This is a genomic window from Paenibacillus kobensis NBRC 15729 (assembly GCF_004000825.1).
Classification (GTDB): Bacteria; Bacillota; Bacilli; order Paenibacillales; family Paenibacillaceae; genus Paenibacillus_T; species Paenibacillus_T kobensis.
The window spans coordinates 39,415-54,474 of sequence record NZ_BILZ01000013.1; the positions used below are offsets into that span (position 1 = coordinate 39,415).

The window sequence follows — 15,060 nt, forward strand, 5'->3', positions numbered from 1 at the left end:
CAGCATGCGGAGACTTAACGGCGGCCGCTTCTGCCTCTGCTGTTTCTCATCATCAGGCCGCACTCGACGTCGCGCTCATACACAACATGCACATGCTTAGGCACCGGCACGCAATGGTGGCGGCGGATGACTTCTACAGCGTGAATGACCTCGTACTCTTGCGGATAATAATAGTCTTCATAGACCTGCACTGGATCCAGCATCACCGGATCGAGCTTGCCTTGACAATGTTTATGATGGTATTGAGACATTATCGTCTTCCTCCTTGATGTTGTAGTTGTAATATAATCTATGCGGGCAATAGGACGATGATTGGACTTCCCCCCAGCGGCGTTTGCCTTTCATCCATTCGTCCCAATGAACGGCCGCGCGAAACGGCCTCTCAAGCACCCTTTGCGGCAATGGCCTAACCTAGAAATAGTCGCTTGTTCCGTCTCCCGGCCTGCAGAATCCGCTCTCGGGACCCCTCCTGCAAACCGTTCCTTAGGCAAGCGCTATACCGGTGCGGTTGTCCTAAGCTCGGTCCTCAGAAGGAGCTTTGTTCCGACTAACGTGCGATGGTCCCGCCGGGCAGGTATGTCATAATGAAAGGAACGTTTATTTGCAATTACGGTCAAGGAAGGACAAGGATCGTTCATGAAAAACCAACCCTCTGCAGCCGGCAGAAGCCCGCTCCGCGGCTGGCGCCCTTTCTGGCGTCTTATTCGCGACACGAAGCCTTCCCGGTCCGCCATCGCCATTGCGCTGACGCTCAGTATTACCTCGACGCTAGCGGCATTGATTGTTCCGTTGTTCACCAAAAATGTAGTCGACGATTTCTCGCTGTCTTCTATCGGATTACCGCAAATCGGCTTGCTCGTTGCCGCTTTCATCGCGCAGGCTGCCACCGCGGCCGTCTCCACCTACATGCTCGCCCGCGTCGGGCAACAGATTGTCGCCGGACTGCGGGAGCGGCTGTGGCGCAAGCTGCTGGTGCTCCCGGTCTCCTATTACGATAACCACCAGACCGGCGAAACGGTCAGCCGGATGACGAACGACACCGGCGTCGTCAAAGGCCTCATAACCGAGCATATGACGGGCTTTGTAACCGGCATAATCAGCATCATCGGCTCTGTAGCAATCCTCATTGCGCTTGACTGGCGCATGACACTCGTCATGCTGACCGCTGTGCCGCTGCTCCTGCTGTTCATGGTTCCGCTCGGCCGGACCATGCATCAAGTATCGAAACGAATGCAGGACGAGACGGCGGCGCTGGCCGGCGTGCTCAGCCAGACGCTGGCCGAAATTCGTCTGGTCAAAGCGTCGAACGCGGAGGACCGGGAGTTCGACGGCGGAATGAACGGCATTCGCGCGATGCTGCGCCTTGGTCTGAAGGAAGGCAAAGTGCAAGCGCTTATCGGACCGCTTATCTCCCTCGTCCTCATGCTGATGCTCGTCATCATCATCGGCTACGGCGGCTTCCGTGTATCCTCCGGCGCACTGTCGGCTGGCGACTTGGTTGCCTTCATTCTCTATTTGTTCCAAATCATCATGCCGGCAAGCCAGATCGCCATGTTCTTCACCCAAATGCAGAAAGCAATCGGTGCAACCGAGCGGATTACGGAAACGCTGGCAGGACCGGAAGAAGACGTGCATACCGGAATCGAGCTGGTTGATGCCGATAAGCCGATTATCGCCGAGAACATTCATTTCGCGTATGAAGATGGCGCGGACGACGTTCTAAGCGGCGTCAGCTTCACGATTCCGCCCGGCAAAGTGACCGCGCTTGTCGGACCTAGCGGCGGCGGCAAGACAACCTTGTTCTCGATGATCGAACGGTTCTACACGCCGACCAGCGGCTCCATCCGGCTAGGAGAATCGCCGGTCGAATCGTTCTCCCTTCGCTCCTGGCGGTCGAAGATCGGCTATGTTCAGCAAGAAAGCACGCTCATGAGCGGATCGATCCGCGAGAACATCGCTTACGGCACCGAACGTGATCTTAGTGACGACGAGATCCAAGCAGCAGCGGAGATGGCTTACGCCGACCACTTTATTAACCAATTCCCTGAAGGCTATGATACGGAGGTCGGCGAGCGGGGCGTCAAGCTGTCGGGCGGCCAGCGCCAGCGGATCGGCATTGCACGGGCACTGCTGCGCGATCCGGCCATTCTGATGCTCGATGAAGCAACATCGAGTCTCGACAGTGAATCAGAGCATTACATTCAACAGGCGCTGCGCAATCTGATGACAGGACGTACGACGATTGTCATTGCGCATCGGCTGTCCACCGTTGCGGACGCCGATCAGTTGCTTTTTATCGAGAAAGGACGAATTACCGGTCAAGGCACGCATGCCGAGCTTATTGCCAGCCACCCGCTTTACCGCAAATTCGCTGAACAGCAGTTGCAAGCGCAGCTGCCTCCTGCTACCGTACAGCAATCAGGTTAACCTTAACCTGATGATACAAGCGAAGCCTATCCTAAGGATCGAATGTCCTTGGGGATAGGCTTTTTGTTATGCCGTAGCAGGCGGCAACCGGCCTGAATATGCTGTGAAATAGCAGTCATTCGGAATCCGGACAAGAACGGCGCATGCGGGTCCTAGAACCGCAAGACGGCTGCCGGAGGAAACAAGGAGAGAACCACCCATGACGCTGTGGGCAGAATTGGACCGGGACGGATTCGAGCAATTCGTATGGTGCCGCGACCGCGAGAGCGACCTGCAAGCTTTTATCGCGATACACAGCACGGCACGGGGACCTGCGTTAGGCGGCTGCCGCTTATGGCCGTATACGAACCAAGAGGATGCTGCCCGCGACGCTATGAGGCTAGCCAGGTCGATGACCTACAAAGCGGCTGCGGCCGGTCTTCCTTACGGGGGCGGCAAAGCAGTCGTCGTCGGCCGTCCCGGCGATGCTGGCAATGACCGCCGTTTCGAAGCGCTTGGGCGGTTCATCGAACGGCTGAACGGAAGCTATTTGACCGGGGTCGATGTTGGAACTACGCCGTACGAAATGGACGCGGTATTAAGGTCAACTGGTTATGTGACGGATACAACCGGTTCGATGGGCGGAAGCGGCGACTGGACGGCCGACATGACCGCGTATGGCGTTATTTCGGGTATGAAAGCTACCGCAAAGCTCGTATTCGGCAGCAGCAGACTGCAGGGGCGTACTATTGCTGTGCAAGGACTGGGCAAGGTGGGCTGGGCATTATGCCGCTACTTGCACCGGGAAGGCGCGCGGCTGATCGTATCCGATCTGAACGTCCGTCTGGTCGAACGTGCCGTCGCAGAGTATCGGGCTATGCCAATCGCCGCTGACCGGATATACGAAGTGTCTTGCGATATCTTCTCTCCTTGTGCAATGGGCGGCATATTGAACGAGACTACGATCCGCTTGCTGCAATGCCGAATCATAGCAGGCTCGGCTAACAATCAGCTCGCTGCGCCGGAGCATGCCGAGCAGCTTTGGCAGCGGGGAATTATGTACGCACCGGACTTTGTCATTAATGCCGGCGGAATTATCGCTACAGCAGCCGAGCTGGAAGGCGACGGGCCGTTCCGCACGCGAAGCCGCGTCCGCCGCATTGCCGGAACGCTCGCCGAAACCTATGCAGAGGCCGAAGCCGCTGATGTAACGCCTGCCGAAGCCGCTGACCGGCTCGCGGAGCGAATGCTGCGAACGGAAGCTGACCCGCCCGGCACCAATGACAGCAGAGGAACGCGCAGAGTATAGCAGGAAGCCTATTTTCCGCCGGCGTATGAACTCCCCTTGAGCAACAAGAAGAGAGACGCATCCGCATGATGCGGGCGTCTCTCTTCTTGTTGCTCCTGCAAGCTATTCGTTCGACATGACGAAATCGCCCGAATCGGTAACGACGGTGATGAGCGGAGCACCGTTGCCGTACACTTCCTTAATCGAATCGCCGTTGTCGGCTGTGTCACCATTCCACTTTACTACGCCGTCGCCGCTGTCGGCTTCGAACTTCACCGTTGCATGATCCGGCTTCTTCTCCACATTGAACGTCACATCGCCGCTGTCGGACTTCACGTCAGCCGACCAGAGCAGTTGAGGAGCCTTCCATGCGAAGTCGCCAGAGTCACTGCGTGCGATGATGTCGCCTTCCGTATCTTCAAGCACAAGATCGCCGCTGTCCGAGTTCATATGGATCGACTTCGACTTCATCTGCGAGGCCGTGATGTCTCCCGAGTCGGAATCCAGCTTCATCTCGCCGAAAGCTAATCCGCGAAGCTCGATGTTGCCGCTGTCCGTCTCCGCTTTGATCGATTCGTATGCCGCAGAAGGCACCTCAATCGTCACCTTAAGGCTATAAAAATTAAAGCCGACCGTCATGCCCCAATCCGGCGCTTTGACGCGCAGCGTACCGTCCGCCACTCCGAAATCAAGCTTCTTCCGTTCACTGTTCTTCGCGCTGACCTTCCCTTCTACCCGAATGACAATATCGCTCTGCGTCCCTTCGACGACTCGTACATCCTCGCTGTCCAGCTCGATGGACAACCGTTTGACGCCATCAGCGGAAACCCGATACTGTTCGTTCACATCGGCCCGCGAAACCCAATCGCTCCGCCAGTGACTCCATGGAGAAAATAAGCCTGCCACTCCGATCGCGATAAGAATAAGCCCGATTCCAATCCATTTGCGCATGGTTACACCCCTTCAATTCTTATCTATACAGCCAAACAACACTACCTCTCTGATTCATGCCGTCCGCGCGTTTAGACCCTTCCGTTAAGTCGACCCGCCGCTTGCTGCAGCGTATTAAACCGACCGGCTGCTGCCTTCGCGCAGCAGTCTCCGGTTCGCTTGCAAGTACTTTGCCGTGCCGCGTACGAATCCTTTGGTCAGAGCCCGGGCAGCGATAAACACAATAATGCCAAGACCGACCAGAATAAAAGCGAACGCGAACCCTGTTAACCCCTTATATTGTCCTCCGAACGCCCCCTGCCCAGCAGCGTACAACGCCCCCGCGAACAAAGCGACGACAACGGCCCATATGGCAATGAGCACAGCGGATACCGCAATAAACGGCGCCAGCACGAACAATAGATTGAATAGTCCAAGACTCGTACCAACCAGCATCGCCTTCACAAGGTGAACGGGGTTCCCGTTCGTCTTCACAAGCTCGAACCGGTTGTTCAGCTTCAACTCCTTCGCTATGACGCGCGGATCGCCGAGCTCTCTGCATATTTCCTCTTCGGGCTGCCCATTCTCGATTCCGATGCGGAAGTGCTCGGCATAATCCGCCAGCCACTCCCGGCGAAGCGGCTCCGGCACCTCCCGCAGCTCCTGCTCCATGATCATCAAATATTGACGGCTCGTACTCATCGCTGACCCTCCTCAATCCACTCATTGACCGCTGCCGTAAACGTGCGCCATTCCTCCGTCAGCATCTCCAGCTTCATCCTTCCTTCCAAGGACAACCGATAATATTTGCGAGGCGGACCGCCAGGCGATTCCTGCAAATAGGTCGTGAAGTATCCTTCCTGTGTGAGCCTATTCAAAATCGGATATACGCTGCCAACCGCAATATCGAACTTGCCTGAAATGATGACTGCCAGCTCATAACCGTACCGGTCCTCCTGCGCAGTCATCGCTAGTACGCACAGATCGAGTACGCCTTTCTTGAACTGAACATTCAATCCCATCACCACCTATTCAACATGAGGTACTATTCTTCAATAAATAATAGATGTTGGAATCATTATACAGCCAGCTATTCTTCATTGCAATATAGTAAGTAAAAAAGAATACATTTTCCCACATATGTCCTGCCTTTACAGAAGCACCTTCCTAGCAAAAACAAAAAAAACCGAGCGCTTGCCCGATGGCGCTCGGCTAAGTCCAGTCATATTGTAGAATAGAATAGGACAACACTATACAATTGCATTTCGCATAAGGAGAGATCAGCATGAAACTGCGTGAAGCTGCCATTGAAGACGCGCTCCCCGTTACCCGGCTCATCTACGAAGCGATCCACGATATCGCTTACCAACTGACCGGAGAGACGACGAAAGAACAGGCGATAGCGGCGCTTGCCGAGCTGTTCCGCATGCCCGGCAACCGCTTCAGCGCCAAGCAAGTTGTTGTGGCCGAAGAAGATAACCGCATTGCCGGCATGATTCTGTGTTATCACGGGAGCGAAGCGGACAGGCTGGATGCGCCGATCGCAGAGCGTCTGCGGCAGCGGACCGGGAATCCGTCCCCTGTCATCGATCAAGAAGCCGATGAGGATGAATATTACATCGACTCCATTGCCGTGTTCCCGGAATTTCGCGGCCGGGGCATTGCGAAAGCACTGCTTCAAGCTGCCGAGGAAGCTGCAGCGGCCCTCGGATGGGACCGAATCGCCCTGAACGTCGAATACGGCAACGACCGCGCGGCGAGCCTTTATCGTTCAGCCGGCTACACGCCGGACAAAACCATTACTATTAACGGCTCATCTTTCTACCATATGGTGAAGCCCATTCCGTTGTCCTAACGGTGCCTCTCGCACCATCCTGCTATTGTCCGTTCCATACAGGCAGCGTGATGTAGACGGTCGTTCCCTGACCGAGTACGCTCTCGTAACGGATCGAGCCTTTATGCTCTTCGATTATGTTGAAGCTGACCATTAATCCGAGCCCTGTGCCATGCTCCTTCGTCGTGAAGAAGGGCTCTTTAATCTTAGCCAGACGATCGCTCGGTATGCCCCCGCCTTGATCGGCGAAGCTAATCTGCAGCCCGCCGTCCGCTGCGGCTGCATTCAATTCAAGCAAGCCCCCGCTGGGCATCGCTTCGATCGCATTTTTCATCATGTTGACGAATACCTGCTTGATCTGATTCCGCTCGCAGAAGACAAGCGGCAATCCGGACGGCAAGTGCGCCTTCACCTGCACGTTATGAAGCAGCGCCTGCGATCCGAACAGCTCTGCAACCTCAGCTAAGATGGAACCAATATCATTCGGCTTGAGCATTAGCGCTTGCGGCTTCGCAAGCACCAACAGCTCGCCCAATATGAGCTCAATCCGGTTGAACTCGGTTTGCATAATTTCAAAGTAGCGCTCACGGTTATGCTCCGGCGCATGCCGCAGCAGCTTCGCGAACCCTTTGAGCGCGGTCAGCGGATTACGAATCTCGTGAGCGATGCCAGCGGCAAGCTGGCCCGCGGCGGACAGCTTCTCCGATTGGCGAAGCCGCTCTTCGGACTGCTTCTGCTCCGTAATGTTATGAACGGTTCCGAAAACTCGAATCGGCAGCCCCTGACTATTGCATACCGTTTGCGAAATCGCATGCATCGTTCGAATGCTGCCGTCTTCGGACTTCACGATGCGAAACATCAGATCCATCTTATTGCCGCTTAGCGCTCCCGCAATTGCATTTTCCACCTGGGAGCGGTCTTCCGGATGAACGATTTCCATTAATTGTTGGATCGTTTGTTTCGGTGAATGGTATTCGCGCCTCAAGAGCTCATAAATCTCATCCGACCATATCCATTGATCATTCGCGATATCCCACTCAAAATACCCGAGCCCGGCAAGCTGCTGAGCCATCCGCAGGCTGTCGCGGCTACGGTGCAGCTCCGCCTCCGTCTGAAGATGCTCGGTCAGGTCGCAGTGAACGCCGAATATCGCATACGGCTCGCCATGCAAATCCATCCGCTCGCCATAGCTATGAATATGGCGAACGCTGCCGTCCGGGCGAATAACCCGGTAACGCAGATCGATCTCTTCCACCGTATGCAGCGATTCCAGTACCGGCATGACGCTCCCGACATCTTCCGGATGAATATGGGCAGAGAAGAACGGCATTGTTAGCGGGGTGCCCGGATGGAAGCCGAATATCCGGTAAGAATGATCCGACCACCGGACATTCCCTTCTGCTATATTGTACTCCCAGCTCCCGAACCGCCGCAGCCGCTGCGCTTGCAGCAGATGCTGCTCCGCTTTCTTCCGTTCCGTAATATCCCGCCATACGCCAACCAACCGTTCTTGTCCGTCCCTATCGTCCACGACCGATTGATAAGACAATTCGAACCAGATGAAGCGACCGTTGCGATGCCGAATTCGGCACGTCTGAATGCCGTACAAGGCAGAATACGGAGCGTTACCTCCCAGCTTTTCGCGGCATTCGGAGTGAAAATAGCTCCAGGCCACCGTGCCAAGCACTTCGTCCGGCCGGTAACCGAGCAGCCGCTCGATCGCAGGCGACACATATTGAAAAGTCCCATCCAGGCTCAAATAGGTTATGATATCGCCGGCATTCTCCGACAACATTTTGTACCGGTGCTCGCTTTCTTGAAGCTGTTTGTGCACATGATAAACCTCGGTAATATCGCGCACAATCGCATAAGCCCCGACTTGTTCCCCGCCCTCTGTCATCGGGAGCATCGTAACTTCCGTAATCAGCCTGACGCCGTCCTTACGAATGACCCTCATGATACAGTGGCCAGCCCGCCCCTGTATCACATCTTCGTAGCAGCCCGCTACAACCGGCGTATCTTCCGGATCGATGAAGAGCCAAGGCGAGAACAGCAGCACTTCCTCCGCTTTATAGCCCAGCAGCTCCAGCGCTGCTTGATTGGCGTTCGCAATCATTCCGTCAGGCGTGACGATGTAGACCGCATCCGGATGACGCTCGAACAGGGACCGGTAACGCCGTTCCATATCCGCATGCTTGGCACGCTGCGTCACGTCCCGAAAAATGACAGCTAAACCGTTTTCGCTCGGAATCGACTTGAACTCGTAGTAAATATCCGTATGTGCGAAATAACTTTCGTACACGACCAACTGCTGGCTTTCCTTCGCTTCCGCATGCTTTTCTGTAAAATAGGGCGTCTTCGCCATCGGAAACTCTTCCCACAGCGACTTTCCGACGAGCTCCCGAGGATCCCGGAACAACAAAAAACCCGCTTGCGGGTTCACGTAGATAAACTTATCTTCTTCATCTAGCATAAAAAAGCCCTCTGACGAGTGCTCCATAACACTTATTAACTGCAACCGGTTTATGTCCATCTCATCCGTATCCGTCGTCACCCGATAAACCAACCCTTTCGACTTCACATGAAATCTGCTGAAATACCGTTGCCTTCATTATTACCTATGCGATTCGGATAGTAAAGATAGTTTCATAAATCCAGTTCCATTACAAATAATCAAAGGGTAAAATGTATTCATTTTCCATATGCGTGTGACATAAAGTTTATACATGCAGTAGAAGTTAGCGGTTGGACCGCAACCGGATAGTCATATGCACATTGTTGGCTTGCGGCGCAACTACGGACAAGCCAATTTCGTCTTTAATGATACGATATTGTTGCCCTAAGGATTCGATCGGGGAGGCTGATGAGGATGACAACAAGAAGAAGACCGGCAGGCAAATGGGTGCCGGCCGCGCTGATGGCGCTGATGCTGGCTTTCATGCTCGGAGTAATTGGCGGTTGTACAGGAGGAAGCAAGCAGCAAGAGAAGCCGGTTGTGACAGAAAATGCAGGCGGCGGCGCGACGACGCCCGATACGCCGGTCGACAGCGGCAACAACGGCGGCTCCTCGCCTGTTAAGCCGGTCGACAGCGGCAACGGCGGCGGCTCCTCGCCCGATACGCCGGTCGACAATGGCAACGACGGCAGCAACTCGCCCGATACGCCGGTCGACAACGGCAACAACGGCGGCTCCACTCCTGTTAAGCCGGTCGACAGCGGCAACGGCGGGGGCGGCGGCTCGAAGGAACCTGTTGTTGTTGCGGAGAACAAGGCCTTCCGGGTGTTCGAGCCTGCGGAAGACGCGGTCGTCGGCACGACCTTCACCGTGCGGGGAGAAGCACGGGTATTCGAAGCCTCATTCAGCTACTCGTTCGAAGACGGACACAATGTATTAGCCGAAGGCCACGTGACAGCGGATATGGGCGCCCCGGAATGGGGCAAGTTCGAATTTACGGTCACGTTCGACGAAGCGACTAACCCATTCGGCATCCTGACCATTTATGAATCGAGCGCCAAAGACGGCAGTCCGGTCAACGTGCTGCAAATCGCAGTCAAGTTCAACAAAGACGCCATAAAGCCAATCGAAGAAATCGAATAGATGCGGGCGGCCTTCCCTTTACTTGATCTGGCCGATAGAGATGTTGATTTTGTAGTAGCCATAAGCCAAAATATCGTCGAGCAGCCGGCTCAGCGCATCGTGGTCCGGCACCTCGACTTTAAGAATAAAACAAGGCTCTCCGCTTACGCGGTGAGCTTCTTTTATTTCCTCCCGTCCTTGTATGAACGTCTGAAACTTCGTATGGGCATAGTCTTTCATCATGACCGTGACGAAGACGCACAATCCGTTGCCTAGCAGACGCTCGTTCACCTTGACGGTATACCGTTCGATAACTCCCAAATCCTCCATTCTGCGAATCCGGTTCGTCACCGCAGCTCCCGTCATATGGACGGCCTCTCCAATCTGCTTCAACTGCACCCGGGAATTGTCTTGCAGATGACGGATAATTTCCAGATCGATATGATCAAGCCCCGCGTTCATGTCCATTCCCCCTATTCCTTTAGCTGCAAAAGCGATACATACAATTCCTTTTATCCAGCTTATGTAAGCGTATCCTTATTCGGCATTATAATCGCTTACCTAGGATGACTACAATAACTGCATCGTCCAAGAGGATGGAAACTTGAGAAAAGGGGTTGTCGCAACCGCCGCTCAAAAAGGGAACAAACCAAATACGACTCGTTCTGGCCGGCAATGACCATTCCGAGTCGTACTGTAGTGAAAGAATTGTCGTTCTAAGCCGAACTAGCCCCAACTCGTTCTAGCTCCCCTGTGATGACTGGTCCTGCGGCTTGAGACTCGCCGCTGCCGGACCGCTTGTGCGCGTCGTCTCGTCCTGGTCCGTCTTCCAAGGCGGATCGTTGCTCCGCAATAGATCAGCCAGCTTGTAGAAGGCCAGCGGAATGACGACCAGCAGCAGCGCCGCATAGAACACTCTCCTTGACGGCAACCACGACAATAGTTTGTGCAGCGTCGACATGAATGGCATGTCCGTTATTCCTCCGATATGTTGATATTGCCGGTTCGATGAATATGCGCCTTCACCTGAACGTGTATGGGAACCTGCGAGAACAGATCATCTCCCCTCTCCCATTGCCCGCGATGCTTGCTCCACCAGCGGTGATGCTTCCTTGACATGTAATCCGCAAGTTCAATGACATCGCATCGGTACTGCTTCTGAAGCTTGACGATTGCGCTCTCTATCAGCTGCTTGATCGACTGACCCACGTACTCGTCCATCCGGTACAAGGTTTTCTCGCTTAACGTATCCGGAATTTGATAAGCCTCGTTCAATGAGCCCTGCACTTCTATATGATAATCAAAAGCTGGCAGCCCGTCCTTTCCGAACGAGACGCGCATGCGCCGCGTCATCCGCTGCACGATGAATACGCCGCGTCCCTCGTCCCCATACGGAAATTCGATATGCCCTCCCTTAATCGAGTCCCGCAAGAAATTAAGCCCTGCCGTCTCCCGCCCGTCGAGAAAACCGATCAGCCGGTTCGAGCGGCCGCTGAACACGGCCGTTCCGTTTAAGGTCGAGTAAGTACGGCTGCCGTTCGATACCGTCTGAATGCCGAAGCTTTTATTCTTCAACAAAGACTCCTGCACCTCGCCGATTCTCGTATGCGGCAGTATCCTTGAGCTGTTCGCCCCGTTGCTGGAGACAAGCTCCAGGTAAGCCGAAGGCAGACGCTCGCCCGGCGGCTGTGTGCTTAATATTTCCGATGCTTTATTGGGTGTGACCATTACTTTCGTTGATCGGCGCATCTGGCTGTCCCGCAGGAAATAATCAATCGCCTCCGCGAAATCGCCCGGTCTCCTCGCTACCGCTTCCGAGAATATAAGCACCTTCAGATGCTCGAAGAATGGCGCCCGGCTCATGCGCTGCGCGAGGTTGGCCTCCATCGTCGAGAACGTCGTCCCTTCCACAGTCAGATGGAAATACGCAGCCGTCGGCTGTGCGTTCGCGTTCTCTGCCTTCATCCCGCTCGGCGTCACGACTTGATACGTCACTTTATATTTCGCCTTCTTGTTCTGCTTCTTATTGCTCGCCGAATTCGTTTGTTCGCCGGACGGTGTGCTTCCCGACTCCTCTTCAGCGGAGGACTCATCGACCTCCTGAATGACTGCATCTACGCCGACGCCGACGATAAAGCCGCGCTGATCAATCTCTACCCGATCCCAGCAGCCGGATAAAGCAATGGAACTCGCGACGAACAAAAATGCAATTCGCCGCCTACTTCGTATCCGCATGGGCAGCTGTCCCCTTCTTGCGGCCGCTCAGCAACAGCAATCCGCATGGAATGAGAACGCCCGCGCCAACGGCCAAATAACTGATCATCGTCCCGAGCAAGTCGAACTGGGGCAGGTTATTCGGCGTCATGCAGATAATCATGGCCGCGGGTGCAAGGATGAGATGGCGCACTCTCTTGGTCATTCGTTTGAACAGAAACGCCATACATTCGCCCGCCAGATCGAAGCCCATCACGGCCGTATTATAGATGGTCATTATCCAGATCACGAAGAACAGCGATTCAAACCGCTCGAAGAAGTTGCCCGGGAATTGAATTTCCTTCGCCAGTTCCACGGTCGGATAAATGATGTTCATCGCGCCGACGTTCGAGAAAATGCCGATGGCAAGCTGGTAGATGATCAAGTCGATCACAACGGCAACCAAAATGCCTCCCACAACCGCTTTAGGCGCTTTCTCCGGCCTAGCCATGAACACGATGTAATACAATATGATCTCGAAGCCGAGCAGAGAGAATACGACTTCCTTCATTCCCTTGAGCAAGCCGGGTATGCCGGTTACGAAGAAAGGCTCCAGATTGCCGAATTCGAACCAGCGGTAGCCGAACACGACGACGACGACCACAATAGACAGCACCGCCGGCAGAAACATCACATTAAGCCGAAGCAGCCCTGACCGGCTTCCGGATACGCCGTATACAATCACCAAGAAGAACGCAAGGGCAATATACTCAACCGGAGTTCTGTCGAACAAATACTGCTTCGATATGTTCGCAATCGCTCTCGTCTCATAAGCCGAGAAACCCAAAAAGTACAGCATTTGAAAAAAAGCCAATAAACAGGCGAGCGGCCTGCTTATCAAGCTCGACGCATATTCCAGGAAAGGCTGGTTGCCTGCCTTAACCGCCGTCCTGGACACGAGCGCACCGAGCAGCATCGCGATTAAGCCTGCTCCGGCGATGCTCATCCATCCGTCGAAAGACTTAGTAGCCGATGCCAGTGTGCGAGGCAGTGTTAACACGCCGACCCCAATCAGCATCGAGGCGATCGTCATACTCATCTCCAGCGGCGTCACGGGCCGTTCACCGAAAGAAGCGGTTTTCACTTGTTCTTCTCCCCTTGATCGTCCGTATTGATCCGAACCTCGTCCATCGTCTCCAGAATAGCGGGCCGTTTGACCATGTTCATAACGGGAACGCGGATAATAAAGTCCCTCCAGTCCCCTAACCGCAATGGTGCAAGCGGTCCCGTATACGCCACCCCGAAGCTCTTCAGGTTCGCAAGATGAATGCAGTTCATAATGAGAGCCAGCACGATACCGTACAGCCCGAATATGGCAGCGGCAAGCATAATACCGAATCTCAGAAGCCGGATCGACACGGCAAAACCATAGGACGGAATGGCGAACGAGGCGATTGCCGTAACGGCCACGACGACGACCATGACCGGACTGACGATGCCGGCGGTTACCGCCGCCTCGCCTATTACAAGGCCGCCGACGACGCCGATCGTCTGACCGATGGGCTTCGGCAGCCGGATGCCGGCTTCCCGGAGCAGCTCCAGCGTCGTCTCCATCAGGAACGTCTCCACAACCGCGGGAAACGGAACCCCTTCCCTGGTGCCCGCAATCGAGAAAGCAAGCTTCGACGGCAGCAAGCCATGATGATACTCCAGCAACGCAATGTAGAGGCCCGGAAGGAATAAAGCAACGAATGCCGATATCACGCGCAAAATGCGGAGCACGCTGGAAAGAATCCAGTTCTGGTAATAGTCCTCCGGCGATTGAATGAATGACGACAGCATAATGGGCATAATCAACTGGAATGGCGTCCCGTCTATGAGCAAGGCGACCTTGCCCTGCATAATCGCGCCCGCCACTTTGTCAGGCCGCTCCGTATTCAGGATTTGCGGATAGGGCGACCAGTACCGGTCCGTAATCCATTGCTCGATATAGCCGGAGCCTTCCGGATCGTCGATATCAATCGTCGTTATCCTGCGCTTGACCTCCTCCACCAATTGCGGATTCACGACGCCGTTCAGGTACGCGACAATAACATCCTTCCTTCCCCTTCTGCCGATCCGGAACGATTCGAACCGCAGATTCACGTCTTTAACTCTGCGGCGGAGGAGCGCCGTATTCGTCCGAATATCCTCCGTGAATCCATCCCGCGGTCCTCGTATGATCGTTTCCGTCTGCGGCTCCTCGACAGCGCGGCTCTTCCAGCCCTTGCTGCCAAGCAGCAGCACTTCCTTCGCGCCTTCTACGAAGAGCGCTGTATCGCCTGTCAAGATGGATAGCAGGATGTCGTCCCAATCCGTAGAATACCGCGCATCCTGCACCGGAATTTTCCCTGCCTCGACAGGCATCCCATCTCCGCTCCCGTCGCCTTCCTCCGCCCCTTGCTCTGCCTCGTTCGATTTTGCGCCAGCAGAGTCAATACTTAGCCTCTCCTGCATGAGAGTCTGCAAGATTTGAACCTTAAGCTGCTTATCGACAAGACCGTCGATGCAGGCGACCGCCCCTTTCTGTCCTGCAGCCATGACAATCGATTTAATCAACAGGTCCTCAGGCGATTGGAGCTGGTCCTTCATATATTGAACGTTCTCCGCAAGGCTAGCCGCCGGAACGCGTCCCGTTTGTGAATTCGGCCCCTTTTCTGCCGGACTTTTATATTCCATAACTATAGGCACCTACTTCCGTCAGACCGCCGTCTTGTTGACTAAAGGTTTCCCTATAGAGGAATTTTTATGAAAATTTGCTCTGCAACCCACATATCTCCCCCGTTGCTGGAG

Annotated in this window: 14 protein-coding genes; 4 read left to right on the forward strand and 10 right to left on the reverse strand. The window is 54.7% G+C overall.

Annotation, left to right across the window (positions count from 1 at the left end; all coding sequences use genetic code 11):
* Positions 1-14 precede the first annotated feature (14 nt).
* A complete protein-coding gene (locus PKO01S_RS10340) occupies positions 15-251 on the reverse strand; it encodes a hypothetical protein (protein ID WP_127531264.1) in 237 nt (78 codons plus the stop codon).
* Between the two features lie 385 nt (positions 252-636).
* On the opposite strand from PKO01S_RS10340, the gene PKO01S_RS10345 reads away from it, so the two are divergent.
* The gene (locus PKO01S_RS10345; RefSeq protein WP_127531265.1) at positions 637-2,427 is read left to right on the forward strand and encodes an ABC transporter ATP-binding protein; all 1,791 of its coding nucleotides are present in this window, start codon (positions 637-639) and stop codon (positions 2,425-2,427) included.
* A gap of 199 nt (positions 2,428-2,626) precedes the next feature.
* A complete protein-coding gene (locus tag PKO01S_RS10350) occupies positions 2,627-3,715 on the forward strand; it encodes a Glu/Leu/Phe/Val dehydrogenase dimerization domain-containing protein (protein WP_127531266.1) in 1,089 nt (362 codons plus the stop codon).
* Positions 3,716-3,817: 102 nt separating this feature from the next.
* Here the strand turns inward: PKO01S_RS10350 and PKO01S_RS10355 are convergent, their stop codons facing one another.
* The 3 genes from PKO01S_RS10355 to PKO01S_RS10365 form a co-directional block, all read right to left on the reverse strand.
* Complete coding sequence (locus tag PKO01S_RS10355; RefSeq protein WP_127531267.1) at positions 3,818-4,645, reverse strand: DUF4097 family beta strand repeat-containing protein; 828 nt, start codon at positions 4,643-4,645, stop codon at positions 3,818-3,820.
* A 114-nt stretch (positions 4,646-4,759) separates the two neighbouring features.
* The gene (locus PKO01S_RS10360) at positions 4,760-5,326 is read right to left on the reverse strand and encodes an HAAS signaling domain-containing protein (RefSeq protein WP_127531268.1); all 567 of its coding nucleotides are present in this window, start codon (positions 5,324-5,326) and stop codon (positions 4,760-4,762) included.
* The gene (locus PKO01S_RS10365; RefSeq protein ID WP_127531269.1) at positions 5,323-5,640 is read right to left on the reverse strand and encodes a PadR family transcriptional regulator; all 318 of its coding nucleotides are present in this window, start codon (positions 5,638-5,640) and stop codon (positions 5,323-5,325) included. Before PKO01S_RS10365 ends, PKO01S_RS10360 begins: the two co-directional genes overlap by 4 nt.
* A 269-nt stretch (positions 5,641-5,909) precedes the next feature.
* Here PKO01S_RS10365 and PKO01S_RS10370 point away from each other — a divergent pair, with 269 nt between their 5' ends.
* A complete protein-coding gene (locus tag PKO01S_RS10370) occupies positions 5,910-6,479 on the forward strand; it encodes a GNAT family N-acetyltransferase (RefSeq protein WP_127531270.1) in 570 nt (189 codons plus the stop codon).
* A 22-nt stretch (positions 6,480-6,501) separates the two neighbouring features.
* Here the strand turns inward: PKO01S_RS10370 and PKO01S_RS10375 are convergent, their stop codons facing one another.
* Entirely contained in the window at positions 6,502-9,039 is a 2,538-nt protein-coding gene (locus PKO01S_RS10375) for a PAS domain S-box protein (protein ID WP_127531271.1), read from the reverse strand.
* Positions 9,040-9,327: 288 nt separating this feature from the next.
* Here PKO01S_RS10375 and PKO01S_RS10380 point away from each other — a divergent pair, with 288 nt between their 5' ends.
* Entirely contained in the window at positions 9,328-10,056 is a 729-nt protein-coding gene (locus PKO01S_RS10380) for a Gmad2 immunoglobulin-like domain-containing protein (protein WP_127531272.1), read from the forward strand.
* Between the two features lie 18 nt (positions 10,057-10,074).
* Here PKO01S_RS10380 and PKO01S_RS10385 read toward each other — a convergent pair whose 3' ends face one another.
* The 5 genes from PKO01S_RS10385 to PKO01S_RS10405 all read right to left on the reverse strand — a co-directional run bounded on the left by PKO01S_RS10385 (position 10,075) and on the right by PKO01S_RS10405 (position 14,946).
* Positions 10,075-10,497, reverse strand: a complete 423-nt coding sequence (locus PKO01S_RS10385) for an Lrp/AsnC family transcriptional regulator (RefSeq protein ID WP_127531273.1) — start codon at positions 10,495-10,497, stop codon at positions 10,075-10,077.
* A gap of 280 nt (positions 10,498-10,777) precedes the next feature.
* A complete protein-coding gene (locus tag PKO01S_RS10390) occupies positions 10,778-11,005 on the reverse strand; it encodes a hypothetical protein (protein WP_127531274.1) in 228 nt (75 codons plus the stop codon).
* Between the two features lie 5 nt (positions 11,006-11,010).
* Positions 11,011-12,270 (reverse strand): Ger(x)C family spore germination protein, encoded by a 1,260-nt coding sequence (locus PKO01S_RS10395; RefSeq protein WP_127531275.1) that lies wholly within the window; start codon positions 12,268-12,270, stop codon positions 11,011-11,013.
* Positions 12,254-13,372, reverse strand: a complete 1,119-nt coding sequence (locus PKO01S_RS10400) for a GerAB/ArcD/ProY family transporter (RefSeq protein ID WP_127531276.1) — start codon at positions 13,370-13,372, stop codon at positions 12,254-12,256. The genes PKO01S_RS10395 and PKO01S_RS10400 overlap by 17 nt, the downstream gene beginning before the upstream one ends.
* Complete coding sequence (locus PKO01S_RS10405) at positions 13,369-14,946, reverse strand: spore germination protein (protein ID WP_127531277.1); 1,578 nt, start codon at positions 14,944-14,946, stop codon at positions 13,369-13,371. The genes PKO01S_RS10400 and PKO01S_RS10405 overlap by 4 nt, the downstream gene beginning before the upstream one ends.
* Between the last annotated feature and the right edge of the window lie 114 nt (positions 14,947-15,060).

Excerpts from the sequence above, each read along its gene's own strand:
- PKO01S_RS10340 (WP_127531264.1), bottom strand. The coding sequence starts at position 251 with ATGTCTCAATACCATCATAAACATTGTCAAGGCAAGCTCGATCCGGTG.
- PKO01S_RS10345 (WP_127531265.1), top strand. The coding sequence starts at position 637 with ATGAAAAACCAACCCTCTGCAGCCGGCAGAAGCCCGCTCCGCGGCTGG.
- PKO01S_RS10350 (WP_127531266.1), top strand. The coding sequence starts at position 2,627 with ATGACGCTGTGGGCAGAATTGGACCGGGACGGATTCGAGCAATTCGTA.
- PKO01S_RS10355 (WP_127531267.1), bottom strand. The coding sequence starts at position 4,645 with ATGCGCAAATGGATTGGAATCGGGCTTATTCTTATCGCGATCGGAGTG.
- PKO01S_RS10360 (WP_127531268.1), bottom strand. The coding sequence starts at position 5,326 with ATGAGTACGAGCCGTCAATATTTGATGATCATGGAGCAGGAGCTGCGG.
- PKO01S_RS10370 (WP_127531270.1), top strand. The coding sequence starts at position 5,910 with ATGAAACTGCGTGAAGCTGCCATTGAAGACGCGCTCCCCGTTACCCGG.
- PKO01S_RS10380 (WP_127531272.1), top strand. The coding sequence starts at position 9,328 with ATGACAACAAGAAGAAGACCGGCAGGCAAATGGGTGCCGGCCGCGCTG.
- PKO01S_RS10385 (WP_127531273.1), bottom strand. The coding sequence starts at position 10,497 with ATGAACGCGGGGCTTGATCATATCGATCTGGAAATTATCCGTCATCTG.
- PKO01S_RS10390 (WP_127531274.1), bottom strand. The coding sequence starts at position 11,005 with ATGCCATTCATGTCGACGCTGCACAAACTATTGTCGTGGTTGCCGTCA.
- PKO01S_RS10395 (WP_127531275.1), bottom strand. The coding sequence starts at position 12,270 with ATGCGGATACGAAGTAGGCGGCGAATTGCATTTTTGTTCGTCGCGAGT.
- PKO01S_RS10405 (WP_127531277.1), bottom strand. The coding sequence starts at position 14,946 with ATGGAATATAAAAGTCCGGCAGAAAAGGGGCCGAATTCACAAACGGGA.